General features: G+C 71.4%; 17 protein-coding genes and 1 pseudogene. 10 read left to right on the forward strand and 8 right to left on the reverse strand.

Annotation, left to right across the window (positions count from 1 at the left end; translation table 11 throughout):
• Window positions 1-23 precede the first annotated feature (23 nt).
• From D471_RS0115100 to D471_RS0115120, 5 genes are all read right to left on the reverse strand, one after another.
• Window positions 24-1616: a BCCT family transporter gene (locus D471_RS0115100; protein ID WP_017599389.1), complete on the reverse strand. Its 1593-nt coding sequence runs from the start codon at window positions 1614-1616 to the stop codon at window positions 24-26.
• A 368-nt stretch (window positions 1617-1984) separates the two neighbouring features.
• The gene (locus tag D471_RS0115105) at window positions 1985-3619 is read right to left on the reverse strand and encodes an IS200/IS605 family element transposase accessory protein TnpB (RefSeq protein WP_017599390.1); all 1635 of its coding nucleotides are present in this window, start codon (window positions 3617-3619) and stop codon (window positions 1985-1987) included.
• Window positions 3612-4187: an IS607 family transposase gene (locus D471_RS0115110; protein WP_026127755.1), complete on the reverse strand. Its 576-nt coding sequence runs from the start codon at window positions 4185-4187 to the stop codon at window positions 3612-3614. The genes D471_RS0115105 and D471_RS0115110 overlap by 8 nt, the downstream gene beginning before the upstream one ends.
• Before the next feature lie 117 nt (window positions 4188-4304).
• A complete protein-coding gene (locus D471_RS0115115) occupies window positions 4305-5129 on the reverse strand; it encodes an aldo/keto reductase (protein WP_017599392.1) in 825 nt (274 codons plus the stop codon).
• 89 nt (window positions 5130-5218) lie between these two features.
• Window positions 5219-6229: an NADP-dependent oxidoreductase gene (locus D471_RS0115120; protein WP_017599393.1), complete on the reverse strand. Its 1011-nt coding sequence runs from the start codon at window positions 6227-6229 to the stop codon at window positions 5219-5221.
• 383 nt (window positions 6230-6612) lie between these two features.
• Between D471_RS0115120 and D471_RS0115125 the strand changes: the two genes are divergently transcribed.
• From D471_RS0115125 to D471_RS0115135, 3 genes are all read left to right on the forward strand, one after another.
• Window positions 6613-7584: an endonuclease/exonuclease/phosphatase family protein gene (locus D471_RS0115125; RefSeq protein ID WP_017599394.1), complete on the forward strand. Its 972-nt coding sequence runs from the start codon at window positions 6613-6615 to the stop codon at window positions 7582-7584.
• Window positions 7585-7620: 36 nt separating this feature from the next.
• Window positions 7621-8247, forward strand: a complete 627-nt coding sequence (locus D471_RS0115130; protein WP_017599395.1) for an HAD-IA family hydrolase — start codon at window positions 7621-7623, stop codon at window positions 8245-8247.
• A 114-nt stretch (window positions 8248-8361) separates the two neighbouring features.
• Complete coding sequence (locus D471_RS0115135; RefSeq protein ID WP_017599396.1) at window positions 8362-8820, forward strand: GNAT family N-acetyltransferase; 459 nt, start codon at window positions 8362-8364, stop codon at window positions 8818-8820.
• Here the strand turns inward: D471_RS0115135 and D471_RS0115140 are convergent.
• Window positions 8801-9409 carry a TetR/AcrR family transcriptional regulator gene (locus tag D471_RS0115140; RefSeq protein ID WP_017599397.1) on the reverse strand — a complete coding sequence of 203 codons (609 nt, stop codon included), beginning with the start codon at window positions 9407-9409 and terminating at the stop codon, window positions 8801-8803. The genes D471_RS0115135 and D471_RS0115140 overlap by 20 nt on opposite strands.
• A 51-nt stretch (window positions 9410-9460) precedes the next feature.
• Between D471_RS0115140 and D471_RS0115145 the strand changes: the two genes are divergently transcribed.
• The 4 genes and pseudogenes from D471_RS0115145 (at window position 9461) to D471_RS42485 (ending at window position 11557) form a co-directional block, all read left to right on the forward strand.
• Entirely contained in the window at window positions 9461-9934 is a 474-nt protein-coding gene (locus D471_RS0115145; protein ID WP_017599398.1) for a GNAT family N-acetyltransferase, read from the forward strand.
• Window positions 9935-10003: 69 nt separating this feature from the next.
• The gene (locus D471_RS0115150) at window positions 10004-10609 is read left to right on the forward strand and encodes an isochorismatase family protein (protein ID WP_017599399.1); all 606 of its coding nucleotides are present in this window, start codon (window positions 10004-10006) and stop codon (window positions 10607-10609) included.
• Between the two features lie 62 nt (window positions 10610-10671).
• Window positions 10672-11061: pseudogene (locus tag D471_RS42480) on the forward strand (DJ-1/PfpI family protein); the annotation flags it as partial.
• Window positions 11062-11221: 160 nt separating this feature from the next.
• Window positions 11222-11557: a helix-turn-helix domain-containing protein gene (locus tag D471_RS42485; protein WP_017599401.1), complete on the forward strand. Its 336-nt coding sequence runs from the start codon at window positions 11222-11224 to the stop codon at window positions 11555-11557.
• Window positions 11558-11587: 30 nt separating this feature from the next.
• Here D471_RS42485 and D471_RS0115165 read toward each other — a convergent pair whose 3' ends face one another.
• Window positions 11588-12547, reverse strand: a complete 960-nt coding sequence (locus D471_RS0115165; RefSeq protein WP_017599402.1) for an AraC family transcriptional regulator — start codon at window positions 12545-12547, stop codon at window positions 11588-11590.
• Window positions 12548-12637: 90 nt separating this feature from the next.
• Between D471_RS0115165 and D471_RS0115170 the strand changes: the two genes are divergently transcribed.
• On the forward strand, window positions 12638-13462 hold the full coding sequence (locus tag D471_RS0115170) for a Rossmann-fold NAD(P)-binding domain-containing protein (protein ID WP_017599403.1): 825 nt from the start codon (window positions 12638-12640) through the stop codon (window positions 13460-13462).
• Between the two features lie 66 nt (window positions 13463-13528).
• A complete protein-coding gene (locus D471_RS0115175; protein ID WP_017599404.1) occupies window positions 13529-14491 on the forward strand; it encodes an arsenic resistance protein in 963 nt (320 codons plus the stop codon).
• 22 nt (window positions 14492-14513) lie between these two features.
• Here D471_RS0115175 and D471_RS0115180 read toward each other — a convergent pair whose 3' ends face one another.
• On the reverse strand, window positions 14514-14861 hold the full coding sequence (locus tag D471_RS0115180) for a MerR family transcriptional regulator (RefSeq protein WP_017599405.1): 348 nt from the start codon (window positions 14859-14861) through the stop codon (window positions 14514-14516).
• Between the two features lie 57 nt (window positions 14862-14918).
• Here D471_RS0115180 and D471_RS0115185 point away from each other — a divergent pair.
• A partial coding sequence (locus D471_RS0115185) for an alpha/beta fold hydrolase (protein WP_017599406.1) occupies window positions 14919-15558 on the forward strand: 640 nt, incomplete at its 3' end.

Below are 15558 nucleotides of genomic sequence, written 5' to 3' on the forward strand. Positions count from 1 at the left end.
GTTCGTCGGTGGTCATGGGGCCATCATGGCGCACCCCTGCCCTCGGAACCCCCTCGTCGCCGGACCGACAGCGGGCGCACCCGGGCCGGTCCGGCCACCGTCTCCCGCCTCAGGGAGCGCAGGAGGGCCGCCATCATGATGAAGGCGATGACGAAGAACGGCAGGCCGAACACGATGATCGTCTGTTGGAGGGCGTCCAGCCCGCCGACGCCGGAGGCGGTGAGCACCGTGGCGGCGACCGCTCCCTCGGCCACACCCCAAAAGACCCGCTGCCGCGTGGGGTTCCTCGCCTCACCCGAACACAGCATGTCCACCACCAAGGACGCCGAGTCCGAGGAGGTGGTGAAGAAGATGACGACGATGAGGATCGAGATCACCGACATGAGGGTGGTCAGCGGGTAGTGGTCCAGGAACGCGAACAGCGCTCCGGGCAGGTCCTCCTCCACCACGACCGCCTGGACGAGCCCTCCCCCGCCGTACATCTGGATGTCGAAGGACGACAGTCCGAACACGCTGAACCACACGATGCTGAACGCGGTCGGGATGAACAGGACCCCGATCACGAACTCTCGGATGGTGCGGCCCTTGGAGACGCGGGCGATGAAGATGCCCACGAACGGTGACCAGGTGATCGTCCAGGCCCAGTAGAAGACGGTCCACGAGCCCTGCCAGCCGGTGTTGTCGAAGGTGTCGTTCCAGAACGACAGCGGGATGAGCGACTCCAGGTACGTGCCCGTGGACTCGATGATCCCGCGGGCGAGGAAGACCGGCGACCCCAGCACGAACACGTAGACGAGCAGCCCCACGGCCATGACGATGTTGATGGTCGACAGCCACTTGATGCCGACGTCCAGCCCGGAGGCGACCGAGGCCACCGCGATGCACGTGACGATGGCGATGAGCGCGAGCTGGGTCACCCGGTTCTCGGAGACTCCGAACAGCTCGTTGAGGCCGCTGTTGATCTGCATCGTGCCGAGACCGATGGTGACCGCCACCCCGAACAGGGTGCCCAGAACGGCGATGATGTCGACGGTCCGCCCGATGGGCCCGCTGATCCGGTCACCGATGAACGGGTGGAGGACGGAGCTGACCCGGAAGGGCAGCCCCCTGCGGTACACGAAGTAGGCGAAGGCGAGAGCGGGCAGGCAGAAGATCGTCCAGGTGTGCAGGCCGAAGTGGTAGAGCGTGAACCCCATGGCCTGCCGGGCCGCCTCCACCGACTCCGGTTCCACGTCCGCCCGGGGCGGGTCGGCGTAGTGGCTGATCGGCTCGGCCACCCCCCAGAACATGAGGATGCTCCCGATCCCGGCGGCGAACAGCATGCAGAACCAGATGAAGTCGTTGTACTCCGGTTTGCTGTCCTGCGGCCCGAGCCGGACGTGGCCGTAGCGGCTCAGGGCGATTCCGATGAGGAAGACGAGGAACGTGGTGACGCCGAGGATGTAGAGCCACCCGAGGTTGGTGAGAATCCATCCGGACACGGCTCCGAAGGCGGTGTCGACGGCCTCGGTGAAGACGATGGCGCTCACCACGAAGACGATGGCCAGCGCGGCGGAAACGGAGAAGATGACCGGATCCGTCCGAAGTCCCAGCCGTTGTGTGATTCTGTCGAGCATCCCGTGTGCTTTCTGGTGTCCGTGGCCCGCTCCACCGCGCCGGAGCGGCTCCTGACGGCGACTCCGGCCTCGCACGATACAGCGGACGGGGGAAGGGGGAACGGCACCGCCCCGAAGCTTTCGCGAGCGTCGCGTGTGTTCTCCCCGAAAACCTCGCGAGGCACACGGAAGAATCCTCGAAGATTTTCCCAGGAGGGATCGGTTCAGAATGATCCACCCTTTTTATAGGTGGAATATCATGACATTTCAGATCATAGGTGGCGCGATCGTCGTCCTATCGTCACCCGGTTCTCCACGGGTCCGTCCCTGAGGCCGTCGACGAACGGCCCGCGGCGGACGACGGGCTCCAGGAGCATGTCGGACCGTTCCTAGTCAGTGAGCAGGAGTGAGTCCTGGACCCACTGCCGGTCACCACGGACATCCCGAACGGTTTTGGGTGTCCTGGTCGCCCGCGTACTCGCCGCGTCCGGCTGCACGGATCGCGTCCGTGGTCCGGGGGCGCGGGGGCGGGGTCCCTCACACCCAGGAGCCTCCGGTCGGGCCTGGACGGTCCGATGCCCGCCAGCATCGCTCTGGTGCTGGCGGGGCGGGGGCGTGCGTCGCCGGATCGGATGCCCTTGGGCGCGTCGCCCGACCGCGATGCTCGCGGCATCGTGACGGGTCGTCCTACGGGTCTTGCTGGTGAGGGGCTTCTGCCAGTGCTGGGCTCCCCACTTCGAGGTGTACGCCGGATCAACGGCGATGACCGCGATACCGGTCTGGTCGGCCATCGACGTCAACCGGGCCCGGAGCTTGCCCGTGGGCATGCCAGAGACGAGCTGCTTGAACCGTTTCCTGCGCCCATGCTTCTCGCGAGTCTTCTCGGCGGTGAAGTCGAGGTCCTCGACCGCGATCGCCTTGACACCGCAGGTCTTGGCCCAGTTCAGCAGCCGGGACAGCGCGTGACGCACCTGGGCGTCACGATGCTGAGCGGTGCCGGACAGGTCGTAGGAGAAGCGTCGGGGCTGCCCGATCGGGTTGCCGCAGGTATCGAGGAGCCAGGCGGCGAGGTGATCGGCGTTCGTATCGACACCGATCACGCCGTGAACGAGGGCGGCATCGAGCGGGATGGTCTTCGTGGGCGGGATCGTCCACGACGCGGTCACGTACCAGCGCCCGCGTTCCACGTCGAGGTGGATGCGGTAGGCCACGGCCCGGTTGGCTTCCACGCGGTCGGACCATTCCTGGCCCCGGTGCGGGAACCGGACCTTCGCGGCGAGGACGTACCGGCCGTGCTTGGCGTTGGCCAGCTCGCTCAGCGGGGCGGGCAGCTTGATCGAGACTTCGCCCTCAGGTGTGATGCGGATGGTTTCGTTCCCGTACCGCTTGCCGGACTCTCCGTCGGCCTGGAGGAACCAGCGCTCGGCTGCCCACCGCTCACGCCATTCGGCCCCGGTGAGCTGGGCAAGGTCAAGGTTGTGGCGGGTGTTGAGGAGACGTTTACCGCCGCGTGCCACGTGCACGATGCCGTTCTCGCGGTCGGCCCGTACTTGGGCGAGACGGTCTTGGAGGATGTGCAGGCGCCGGGCCTTGTGGAACCACTCGTGTGCCGAGCGGTAGCCGCCCGGAGCCCGCTTGGTGCCCTTCTCCCCGACCGGGAGCGACAGGCGGTGCGCGATCGTCTTGACACCGGCTTCGAGGGACTGGATGTGCGCTGCCTGCCCACGCCGGGCCAGCGCCCATTGATCGTGCGTGGCTTTCGTCAGCGACCCGGCCCAGCGGGACGACGAGGCGCCGGTCAGCTCCCGCTTCCGCGCCGCCCACGTGTCCGTGGAGTGCTCCAGGCCGTCAGCGCAGCGGGCCTTGAGGTCCTTCGACGCGAGCGACCCGAGGTGCGCACCGATCAGGCGCAACACCTTCTCATCCGTCGGGGTGAGGTGCTTGAGCCGGTCGCGTATCGCCACACCGGACGGGCCGAGAGCAACGAACGACGGATCGATGTTTCGGAGTTTGGAGTCAGCCACGCTCGGCGGCCTCCAGCGCCTTGCGGGCACGGTTCTTCGCCGAGCGGCGCCCGTACAAGCGTGCGCAGAACGAGGTCAGCACGTCCACGATGTCCTGCACGAGGTCGTCTTCGACTTCGCCCTCATCGAGGACCAGGAGACGACGACCGGTCGCGGACAGGGCGGCTTCGACGAGTTCGACGTTCATGCGGCCGAGCCGGTCCTTGTGCTCCACCACCACGGTCGTCACGGCCGGATCGGCCAGCAGACGCCGCGCTTTGGAGCGGGAGCCGTTCATGCCGGACGCGATCTCGGACTCGACCCGCACGACCTTGTTGTCGGTCTTCGCGGCCCACGCGGACAGCCGGGCGACCTGCCGGTCCAGGTCTTCCTTCTGATCGTGGGTGGAGACACGGACATACAGGCCCAGGCCCCCGACCGCTTCCGGCGCGGTGTTGGCGTCGATGTTCACCAGGATCGTGCGCGGCCCGACCCGCTTGGCCGGTACCGGCAATGTCCCCTCACGGAACCAGCGATAAGCGGTATGCGGATGCACACCGTTCGCGATCGCCCACTCCTTGAGGTTCATGAATGCACACTAACACGCACTCAAAGGCACCAAATGGCACTAGAATTCGAGCAGTTCCCAACCCTCCGTGAAGAGGGCGCGCCGCGGGCGTGCGCGCCCTCCGGGCCTGCGGGGTCGTCATGCGTGGTTGAACGTCGACGGATCCGGTCCGATCCGGCCGTCGCGGTCGAGCGCGGAGATCGCCGCCATGTCACCGCCGTCGAGCTCGAAGTCGAAGACGTCGATGTTCTCGCGGATCCGCGCCGGGGTCACGGACTTGGGGATGACGATGGTGCCGAGTTGGAGGTGCCAGCGCAGCACGACCTGTGCGGGGCTCTTGCCGTGCTTGGCGGCCAGCTCGGTCAGCCCCGGGTCCTCCAGCAGGCCCTTGCCCTGGCCGAGCGGGCTCCACGCCTCGGTGCGGACGCCGTGCGCGTCGTCGGCGGCGCGCATGGCCTCCTGGGACAGGTACGGGTGCAGCTCGATCTGGTTGACCGCCGGGACGGTCCCGGTCTCGGCGACCAGCCGGTCCAGGTGCTCGGCGGTGAAGTTGGAGACGCCGATCGAGCGGGCGCGGCCCTCGTCGCGGATCCGCTCCAGAGCTCGCCAGGTCTCGACGTACAGGTCCCGCGCCGGGGTCGGCCAGTGAATCAGGTACAGGTCGACGTAGTCCGTGCCGAGGCGGTCGAGGCTGGCGTCGAAGGCCTTGAGCGTGCGGTCGAAGCCCTGGTCGTCGTTCCACAGCTTCGTGGTGAGGAACAGGTCCTCCCTGGGCAGGGCTGACTGCGCGACGGCCCTGCCGACACCCGCCTCGTTGGCGTACAGCTTGGCGGTGTCGATAGACCGGTAGCCGGCTTCCAGGGCGGTGGTGACGGCCCTCTGGGCCTCGTCGTCGGAGACCTGCCAGACGCCGAAGCCCAGTTGCGGCATGGTGCGGCCGTCGTTCAACGTGACGTGCAGCATGGGTGCCTCTCCGGTAGGGGTGGGGGCTGATGCTCGGTGGCGCCGGGGCCCGCGCCGCGAAGTTCGCGGCGCGGGCCCCGGCCGGGCCCTCAGGATCCCAGACGCACCAGCATCTTGCCGGTGTTGGCTCCGCGCATCATGTCGAGGAAGGCGTCGACCGCGTGGTCGATCCCGCCGACGACGGTTTGCTCCGCCCTCAGGGAACCCTCGGCCAGCCAGGTCGCGGCGCGCTGGGCGTACTCCCCGAACAGGTCGAAGTGGTCGCCGACGATGAACCCGCGCAGGGTGAGCCGCTTGCCCACCGCGAGGAAGAGGTTGTCCGGTCCGGGCACCGGCTCGGTCGCGTTGTACATGGAGATGGCCCCGCACAGCGCGATCCGCCCGTGGGTGCGCATCGCGCCGATCGCCGCGCGCAGGTGGTCCCCGCCGACGTTGTCGAAGTAGACGTCGATCCCGTCCGGGGCCGCCTCGGCGAGCTGGCCCTCCAGGTCGCCCTCGCGGTAGTCGATCGCCGCGTCGTAGCCGAACTCCTCCAGCAGGCGGCGCCTCTTCTCCGGGCCGCCCGCCGAGCCGATGACCCTGGAGGCGCCGAGCTGGCGCGCGATCTGACCGGCGAGGCTGCCGACCGCGCCCGCCGCGCCCGAGATGAACACGACGTCGCCCTCCTCGACCGGGGCGATCCGGGTCAGGCCCGCGTAGGCGGTGAGGCCGACCATGCCCAGAACGCCCAGGTAGGCCTCCGCGGGCGCCTGGTCGGCGTCGACCACGCGCACCGCGTCCGCGTCCAGCAGCGCGTACTCGCGCCAGCCGCCCATGTGCAGGACGGTGGCGCCGACCGGGACGGCGTCGCTGCCCGAGGCCGCCACGGTACCGACGGCCCCGCCCTCCATCACCTCGCCGAGCCGGAAGGGCGGCACGTAGGACTCGGTGTCGTTCATCCGGCCGCGCATGTACGGGTCGACGGACATCCAGTCGTTGCGGACCAGGACCTGACCGGGGCCGGGGTCGGCGACGGAGCTCTCGACCAGGGCGAAGTCCCCGGGCTTCGGCTCTCCGACGGGACGCGCGACGAGGTGGACTTCCCTGCTGGTGACGGACATGGTGCTTCCTCTTACCTGTGGCCGGGTGGTGCGTGGCACGCGATCAGCGCGCGCACCCGCACACAGTAGACCTGGCGATCATCGCGCTACCAATAGAAATGCCCAAGGTGGGCATAGATTTTCCTATGGGAGCGCCAGCCGGCGGGCGGAACCGACGCTCAGGGCGGGGGTCCGGTCGCGGCGTGCCGCGGACCACGTGACCGGAGACACCGCACGCGGCCCGCGGCGGTGCGGACGCGAACCATCGACCGCGTCCCGTGGTCCCATGGGCGAGAACGTTTCCCGGGGGCGCGGAGGGGGTCGGGCCGATGATCGGCTGGAGGGCGCGGAGTGCGGAGCCGGACCGCGCGCGCGAGCATACGGGCCGACGACGGAACCCGGCCGTGACCGTGGTCGTCTGGGCGGCGGTGACCGCCTTCGCCCTGTTCGCGCTCGTCAGGGCATTCGGCTGGGAGCGGGGCTACCCGCTGGTGCCCCTGATGGCCTTCACCCCGTACGTGCTGGTGGTCGGGGCCGCGGCCGAGCTCGTCGTCGGGCTGCTCCGCCGGTGGGTCCCGCTGGCGGTGCTGGCCACGGCCGTGCTCGTACTGGCGGTGTCGGTGCTGCCGCGCGCGGTCGACTTCGGGGTCAGCTCGTCGGGCGACACGACGATACGACTCCTGACGCTGAACGTCCTGGGCGGTGGCGTGGCCGCGGCCGACGTGGTGGAACTCGTCCGCGACCGCGAGGTGGACGTCCTGGCCCTCCAGGAGGTCACCCCGGAGATGGTGGACGGTCTGGAGGCGGCGGGTCTGGACACGGCGCTGCCGTACGCGGTCGACCACTCCGCCCCCGGCCCGTACGGCAGCAGCGTCCACTCGGCCTTTCCGCTGACCGACCGGGGTGACCCGGGCCGGGAGGTCGGCGGGTTCCACATGGCGCACGTGAGCTTCGAGGTGCCCGAGTACGTGGAGAAGGAAGCGAGGTATGGCTCGAGGCCGCCCCCGGTGGAGGTGGTGTCGGTGCACCCGGTGCCACCGCACTCGGCGGAGAGCCTCCCCCTCTGGCGGGCGGGCCTGGCCTCGCTCCCGGACAACGACGCCGAGGCGCTCAGGATCCTGGCGGGGGACTTCAACGCCACCCTCGACCACGCTCCGATGCGCGCGGTCCTGGACTCGGGCTACGCCGACGCCGCGCGGGTCCACGGAGAGGGCCTGACCGGAACCTGGCCCGCCGACGGGCCACTGCCGCGGGTCGCCATCGACCACGTGCTGGTGGACACGATGATCGGAGTCCGTGCGTTCGAGGTGCTCGATGTGGACGGCAGCGATCATCGGGGCGTCCTCACCGAGCTGACGCTGCCCTCCTGGCGGTAGCGTGCGGCGGGAACACACCGACCGATCGGGGGCACAGTGAGCGACTACGCCGAGGCGACCGTCCTGTTCGACCTGGACGGGGTCCTGGCCGACTCCGGGGAGAGCATCGTCCGGGGCCTCACCGCCTGGGCCGGGGAGCGTGGTCTGGACGTGGACGAAGTCCTGCGGTACCACGCGGGCCGCACCGACCTCGATCTCGTCCGCCTCGTCGCCCCGCATCTGGACCCGGAGTCGGAGGCGCACCGAATCCAGGCCCACGAGGTGGCGCGGGCGGAGGACGTCAGCGCGATGCCGCACGCCCGCGAGCTGATCGCCGCGCTCGACGAACGGCGCCGCCCCTGGGCGATCGTGACCTCCGGTGGCGACCTGATCGCGCACGCCCGCCTGGAGGCGGCCGGGCTGCCGTTCCCCGAGGTCATGGTGACCGCCGACCACGTGACGGAGGGCAAGCCGCACCCGGCCCCGTACCTGCTGGGGGCCGAGCGGACGGGGACCGCGCCCGAGCGCTGCGTGGTGGTGGAGGACTCCCCGTCGGGTGTGCGGGCGGGCCGGAGCGCGGGGATGCCGGTCATCGCCGTGGCCTCCGGCCACACTCCCGAGGAGCTGGCGGAGGCGACCGTGGTGGCGGCCGACCTGCGTGAGGTGGCCGACCTGCTGCTGTGACCGGATGCGCCGACGTCCGAGGGAGCGCCCCGGCGTGCGGTGACGGCGCCACCCCCAAACCGCGTGTCATCGGGTGATTGGCTACGTTTGCCGCATCCGAGTCGAGGAGATCCCGTGGCCGAACCCGTCACCTTCACCCCCGCCCGCGCCGAGGACGTCCCGGCGATCGTCGCTCTGATCGCCGACGACCGACTGGGGGCGACCCGCGAGAACGCGGCCGACCTGACCCCCTACCTCGCCGCGTTCGAGGCCATCGACGACGACCCGGGCGAACTGCTCGTGGTCGGCCGCCGCGGCGACCGGGTGGGCGCCACCTTCCAGCTCTCCTTCATCCCCGGCCTGTCCCGGGGCGGGGCGAGCCGCGCCCAGATCGAGGCGGTGCGGGTGCACGCCGACGAACGCGGCGACGGGGTCGGGGCCGACCTCATGACCTGGGCCGAGGCGGAGGCCCGCCGACGCGGATGCGCGCTGGTCCAGCTGACCTCGGACGCCACGCGCGAGGACGCGCACCGCTTCTACGAGCGGCTGGGCTACGTCCCCTCGCACGTCGGCTTCAAGAAGCGCCTGGACTGACCCCCGGGGCGGGGTCCCCCGCGTCATCGTCGGGCGCCGCGAAGTACCCCTGCACGGCGGCGCCGACACGGTCGGTGTCACCGGTGGCGAGCAGGTCGAGCAGGGCTCCGCGCAGCACGGCGAGCGCCCGCGTGCGACGGGCCTCGCCGAGCGGTGTGGCGCGCTCGTCCTCCGGTTGAGCGCTGGCCAGCAGGGTCAGCCAATCCCGGACGGTGGCCTCGGCGAACTCCGCCCACGGCCCGGTCGGGTCGACGAGGGAGCGCGCGTACCCCTCGGCCCACAGGGTGAGCAGCGCGCGGTGCTCCTCCGTCGCCAGCCACTCCCACACACCCAGCGCCGCCCCGGACAGGTCGGCGGCGCGCACGCGCTCCAGCATGTCCAGTTCGTCGGCCCGCGCGCGCTCCAGCAGCGCGCGGATCAGGCCGTCCTTGCTCCCGAAGAGGTAGAGGAGCACCCGGGGACTGGAACCGATGGCGGCGGCGAGCGGGCGCAGCGACAGGTCGGCCAGCCCGTGTTCCAGCGCGTACCGGTAGGCGGCCTCCAGCAGCTCCGTCTGACGCGGCGAGGAGGTTGAGGATGTGCTGTTCACGGACCTAGACTAAAGCCACTGAAACACTCGTGTCAGTTATTTGGAGTACCCATGGACAGCGAGATCCGCCCCCTCGGCCGCCCCGGTGACCTCGGCTGGGTCGTCATGGCCCACGGAGAGGCCTACGCCGAGCAGTACGGCTGGGGCTTCGATTTCGAGGCCCTGGTCGCGCGCATCGCCGCCGACTACGACCCGAAGACGGGCGCCGCCTGGATCGCCGAGGTCGGCGGCGAGCGCGCGGGCTGCGTGTTCTGCGTCCCCGGCGACGACGAGGGCACCGCCCAACTGCGCGTCCTGCTGGTCCTGCCGAGCGCGCGCGGACACGGGGTCGGGGCCCGCCTGGTCGACCGGTGCGTGGAGTGGGCGCGCGCGTCGGGCTACGAGCGCGTGTCCCTGTGGACCAACAGCGTCCTGGGTTCGGCGCGGCGCATCTACGAGGCCGCCGGGTTCACCCTGGTCGACGAGGAGCCGCACACCATGTTCGGAGAGGGGCTCGTCGGCCAGAACTGGCTCCGCGAACTGTGACCGGATCGGTCCGGCCCCCGGCGCGATCGTGTCTGCCGCGGACCGGTGCGGCCCTGCCACGATCGACGCATGGCACACGCACTCCTCGTCATCGACGCACAGAAGTCCTTCCTCCAGCGCGAGAGCTGGACGGCCGCCTCCGACCCGAACGTCGCCGACCGGATCGCCGTCCTGGTCGACCACGCCCGCCAGCGGGGCGACCAGGTGGTCTGGGTCCTGCACTCCGAACCCGGCACCGGCACCGTCTTCGACCCCGAGCGCGGCTTCGTCGAGCTCATGGACGGGCTCGGGCCCCGGAACGGCGAACCGGTGCGCACGAAGACCGTGCACAACGCGATGACCGGAGCCGACCTGCACGGATACCTGACCGAGCGCGGCGTGGACGAGGTCACGGTCTGCGGCGTGCGCACCGAGCAGTGCTGCGAGACCACCGCCCGGGTCGCCTCCGACCTCGGCTACCGGGTGACCTTCGCGGTGGACGCCACCGCCACCGAGCCGATCGAGGCCCCCGGCTCGCCGACCGGCCGCTCGCTGGAGGAGGTCCTCGCCGACCCCGCCACACTGCTCCCCGAGGCGATCGTCCAGCGGACGGGGTACGCGCTCGCGGGCCGCTTCGCCGAGGTGCGCACGGTCGCCGAGATCACCGAGGGAGCGACTACACTGACCGGATCGTGACCACTGTCGTCTTCCTCCTCACGCCGGGCCTGCACCTGCTCGATCTCGCGGGCCCGGCGCAGGTGTTCTCCACCGCCGTGTCCCTGCTGGGGCTGGAGTACCGGACCCGGTACGTGGCCGAGCACACGGACGTCCCCACCGCCCAGGGCGTGGCCCTGCGCGCCGAGACCTCCTGGCCCGAGCTGGAACCGCGCGACCTGGTCCTGGTCCCGGGCTGGTACACCGGCGACGCCGCCGTGCGCCGCGTGTTGACCGACGACCAGGCGCGTGCCCTGACCGCCCACCACGCGGCGGGCGGCACCGTGGCGAGCGTGTGCTCGGGGGCCTTCGCCCTGGCCGAGGCCGGTCTGCTCGACGGCCGGCGCTGCACCACCCACCACGAACTCCAGGCGCTGCTGGCCCGGAGCCATCCCCGGGCACGGGTGGTGCCCGACGTGCTGTACGTGGCCGACGGCGGTGTGGTCACCTCCGCGGGGATCGCCAGCGGTATCGATCTCGCCCTGCACCTGGTCACCGTGCGGCACGGGCCCTCGGCCGCGGCCTCGGTGGCGCGGCAGATGGTGGTCTACGCGCGCCGCAACGGTGACGGGGGGGGAGCCGCAGGCCAGCGCCATGCTGCGGCACCGGGGGCACGTGGTGGACGTCGTACACCGGGTCCAGGACGCCATCGACGCGCGGTACCGGTCGCCGCTGCGGCTGGCGGAGCTGGCCGCGGCGGCGGGGGTGAGCGAGCGTACGCTGACCCGCGCGTTCACGTCGGCGACCGGGCTGACACCGCTGCGGTACCAGCAGGCGCTGCGGCTGGAGCGCGCGGAGCACCTGATCGGCGCCGGGGAGACCGTGGAGGCGGCGGCGCGGGCGGTCGGCTTCCAGGATGCCCGGATGCTGCGGCGGCTGCGGTCACGAACGGCCGTCGAAGCGGCGCGAACGACCACCGGACCGTCCTGACGGGCGGCCCGACGGCCCGGGCCCACACGGTCAGGACGGCACCGGTTCGGCTCTCGACCGCGACCGGTACCGGGACGGGCTGACCCCGGTGTACCTGCGAAAGGCCGTGCTGAACGCGAACGCGCTGCCGTAGCCGACCCGCGCCGCGACCGCCTCCAGGCTCAGGTCCGGTTCGGCGGTGAGCAGGTCGGAGGCGGTGGTCAGCCGCCAAGTGCGCAGGTAGGTCATGGGCGGTGCGCCCACGGCCCGCTGGAAGCGCGCGGCCAGGGTGGCGCGGGAGACGGAGCAGGCCCGGGCCAGCGCCTCCAGGGTCCACGGGTCGGCGGCGCGTTCGTGGATCAGCTCCAGGGCACGCGCGACCACCGGGTCGCTCTGCCCGCACAGCCAGTTGGGGACGCGGTCGCAGTCCTCCTCCAGCCACGCGCGCACGGCCATGACGAGGAGGGAGTCCAGGAGCCGGTCGGTGAGACTGGCCTGGGCCACCCGGCCGGAGGTGATCTCGCGGCTCAGCAGGTCCACGAGCGCCGGGTCGACCCGCCCACCCGGCAGGACGGTCATGGGCGGCAGCGCGGTCAGGGCGAGTCGGCCGACCTCGCTGTCGTCCTCGTAGGCGCCCATGACCGCCGTGTCCTCACCATCGGGGTCGTTGCCCCAGGTCCCGACACCGTGGTTCATGGTCAGGTGGACCTCCTCCCCCTCGGCGGACACGCAGCGCTGGCCGGGAAGAATGGTGATGGTGGGCGCTGGTGCGCTCGCGGCGGAGTCCGAGACGACGTACGGGTCGGGGCCGCGCATCAGAAGCAGGTCGCCGGGGGCCAGCACGGCCTGCCCGTGGACGCTGGTCACGCGGATCCGCCCCGAGGTCACCACGACGAGGGCCAGCGCGGCGCCGTCGCGGACCTCGACCGCCCAGGGCGGACTCATCACCGTGCGCAGCGTGCAGGCGCCCCGGGCTCGGGGGCCGTCCAGGAGATGGGTGAGGGGATCCATGAGCCCACCCTACGCCGGATCAGACGATCTCTTATGTGATCCAGTATCTGAACCATGTTTCATCTGAATCGGCGCTGCTGTACTGAACGCATGACGACACACGAACGCATTCTTGTCACCGGCGGCACCGGCATGACCGGGCGCCGTGTCACCAACCTCCTCGAGCAGCGCGGCGTCGACACGCGCGTCGGGTCCCGGTCGGGCACGCCGCCCTTCGAGTGGCACGACACCGGCACCTGGGACCCGGTGCTGGAGGGGGTCACAGGCGTCTACCTCTGCTACCACCCCGACCTCGCCTTTCCCGGGGCGGCCGAGACCGTCGCCGCCTTCGCCGCCCGGGCCGCCGAGCGCGGGGTGCGCAGGGCGGTGCTCCTGTCCGGGCGCGGGGAGGACGGCGCCCTCGCCGCCGAACACGCGGTCCGCGAGGCGTTCCCGGCCACGACCCTGGCGCGGTCCTCGTACTTCGCGCAGAACTTCTCCGAGTCCTTCCTCACCGAGCAGGTCCGCGCGGGGACCACGCTCCTGCCGGTTCCGGACGTCGCCGAACCCTTCATCGACCTGGACGACCTCGCCGAGGTCGCCGTGACGGCGCTGACCGGGGACGGACACGCCGGACGGACCTACGACCTGACCGGGCCCCGGTCGCTGACCTTCACGGAGGCCGCGGCGGTCCTGTCCGAGGCGTCCGGACGGACCGTGGAACACCGGTCGATCACACCGGAGGAGTACGTCGGGGGAGCGGTGGCGGAGGGTCTCCCCGCCGAGCTCGCCCAGGGTCTGGTGGAGATCTTCCAGGGGACCCTGGACGGACGCAACACCGAGCCGACCGAGGACGTGGGGCGGGTTCTGGGCCGTCCGGCGGGGGACTTCGCCGACTACGCCCGCCGTGCCGCGCGCACCGGGGTCTGGGCCTGACGGAACGGCCATCGTGACGTGGCCTAACGTGGGGTCACTCACCCGCTTCCGTCGCTGAGAGGTCCCGTGTCCACGTCCGAGAGGTTCCAGAGCGTGTTCGTGGCCGCCGCGGCGCTCGCCGGGCTGGTGACCGGGTTCCTGTGGCCCGTCGGCGCCGCCGCGGGCCACGTGGTCCTGCCCGCGCTGGTCCTCCTCCTGGTGATGGTGTTCACCCAGGTCGACGCGGGGCAGGTCCGTGCCGTCCGGGAGACCGGGCGGGTGGTCGCGGCGAGCCTGGTGCTCAACTTCGTGTTCACGCCGCTCCTGGCGTGGGCGCTGGGGGCGGGGCTGCTCGGCGGCAGCCCCGACCTGCGGATCGGGCTGCTGTTGCTGCTGGTCACGCCCTGCACGGACTGGTACCTGGTCTTCACCGGCCTGGCCCGGGGACACATGGGTGCGGCCACCGCGCTGCTGCCGGTCAACCTCGTCCTCCAGCTCGTTCTGCTGCCGGTGTACGTGGTGCTCCTGGGCGGCGAGGCGGCGATGGTGGGCACCCGCACCCTGGTCGAGGCGGTGCTCCTGGTCCTGCTGCTTCCCCTGGCGGCGGCGGTGCTTCTGCGCCGGACGGCGCGATGGTGGAAGGGCCCGCTCTGGCGGGACCAGGTGCTCATGGGCTGGGCGAACCGGGCGGTCCTGCCACTGCTGTACACCGCCGTGCTGGCGATGTTCGCGTGGCAGGCGCGCACGGTCGCCGAGCACGCGGGGGAGCTGGTCGCCCTGCTGCCCCCGTTGGCGGTGTTCTTCGTGGTCGCTCCCCTGGCCGCGCTGCTGGCCTCCCGCGGCCTCCGGCTGCCCGCCGACCAGCGGGTCACGCTCACCATGACGACGGTCGCCCGGAACTCACCCGTCGCCCTGGCGGTGGCCGTCGCCGCCTTTCCCGACCGACCGCTCATCGCGGTCGCCCTGATCGCGGGCCCCCTGTTGGAGTTGCCGGTGCTGGCGGCGCTGAGCCAACTGGTGCGGGTACGCCCCGCGGCCCCGGACGGCTGACCGTCCCGCGCGCGACCGGGCGTCAGGCCACGTGCGAGGCCAGGGCGCCGCGGTGGCTCTGGAGGCGCTCGATCCGGGCGTCCAGGTCGGCCAGTTCGCGACGGATGGTGGTCAGCAGGTCCGGGCACATCTCCAGGTCCAACGGCTCGTCCGCCTCGCCCCGCGCGCACGGCAGGACGGAGGCGATGACCCCGGTGCTCAGCCCCATGTCCAGGAGCGCCCGAATGTGGTGGACGACGCGCACGGCGTCGGGGTCGTAGACCCGGTACCCGTTCGGTGAGCGCGCGGAGTCGAGCAGTCCCTGCTCCTCGTAGTACCGCAGCAGGCGGCGGCTCACCCCGGTCCGCTCCGACAACTCCCCGATCAGCACGTCGTGACCCGCCTCACGCTTGACCTTCGCACCGATGTCAGTGCCTAACGTCGCCGCATGATCGAACATTTCGCCCACACGGTCAAGGGTTCCGGTCCCGGTCTCGTCCTCGCGCACGGCGGCGGGGGCGGGATCGAGGCCAACTTCGGACCCCTCCTCGACGACCTCACCCGCACGCACACCGTGGTCGCCCCCGACCTGCCCGGAACCGGCGGCACCCCTCGTTCGGCGACTCCCCTGGACCTGGACACCATGGCCGACACCCTGGTGGAGACCGCCGCCGCGGCCGGGGTCGAGCGGTTCACCGTCCTCGGTTACTCGATGGGCACCGCCATCGGCGTCCGCGCCGCGACCCGGCACCCCGAGCGGGTGACCGGGCTGGTCCTCACCGCCGGATTCGCCCGGCCGGACCACCGGATGCGGCTGGCCGTCCAGGTGTGGCGGGAGCTGCTCAAGGGCCACCGGAGGACGCTCGCCCGGTTCCTCACCCTCGTGGCGATGGGCGAACCGGCCCTGGCGGCGCTGAGCACGGAGGAGCTGGAGAAGGCGGTGTCCGAGCTGGCCGGGTTCGTCCCCGAGGGCGCCCCCGAACACGTCGACCTGGTCGAGCGGGCCGACACCACGGCCGACCTCTCGAGGATCTCGGTGCCGACCCTGGTCGTGGCCGCCGCCCTGGACCGGCTCCCCCCCCCCCCCC

Source organism: Nocardiopsis lucentensis DSM 44048 (genome assembly GCF_000341125.1).
In the GTDB taxonomy this organism is placed as follows: domain Bacteria; phylum Actinomycetota; class Actinomycetes; order Streptosporangiales; family Streptosporangiaceae; genus Nocardiopsis; species Nocardiopsis lucentensis.

Coding starts and splice junctions, on each gene's coding strand:
- D471_RS42485 (WP_017599401.1), top strand. CDS start 11,222: ATGCTGCGGCACCGGGGGCACGTGGTGGACGTCGTACACCGGGTCCAG.
- D471_RS0115100 (WP_017599389.1), bottom strand. CDS start 1,616: ATGCTCGACAGAATCACACAACGGCTGGGACTTCGGACGGATCCGGTC.
- D471_RS0115115 (WP_017599392.1), bottom strand. CDS start 5,129: ATGCTGCACGTCACGTTGAACGACGGCCGCACCATGCCGCAACTGGGC.
- D471_RS0115120 (WP_017599393.1), bottom strand. CDS start 6,229: ATGTCCGTCACCAGCAGGGAAGTCCACCTCGTCGCGCGTCCCGTCGGA.
- D471_RS0115150 (WP_017599399.1), top strand. CDS start 10,004: ATGGCACACGCACTCCTCGTCATCGACGCACAGAAGTCCTTCCTCCAG.
- D471_RS0115145 (WP_017599398.1), top strand. CDS start 9,461: ATGGACAGCGAGATCCGCCCCCTCGGCCGCCCCGGTGACCTCGGCTGG.
- D471_RS0115110 (WP_026127755.1), bottom strand. CDS start 4,187: ATGAACCTCAAGGAGTGGGCGATCGCGAACGGTGTGCATCCGCATACC.
- D471_RS0115165 (WP_017599402.1), bottom strand. CDS start 12,547: ATGGATCCCCTCACCCATCTCCTGGACGGCCCCCGAGCCCGGGGCGCC.
- D471_RS0115170 (WP_017599403.1), top strand. CDS start 12,638: ATGACGACACACGAACGCATTCTTGTCACCGGCGGCACCGGCATGACC.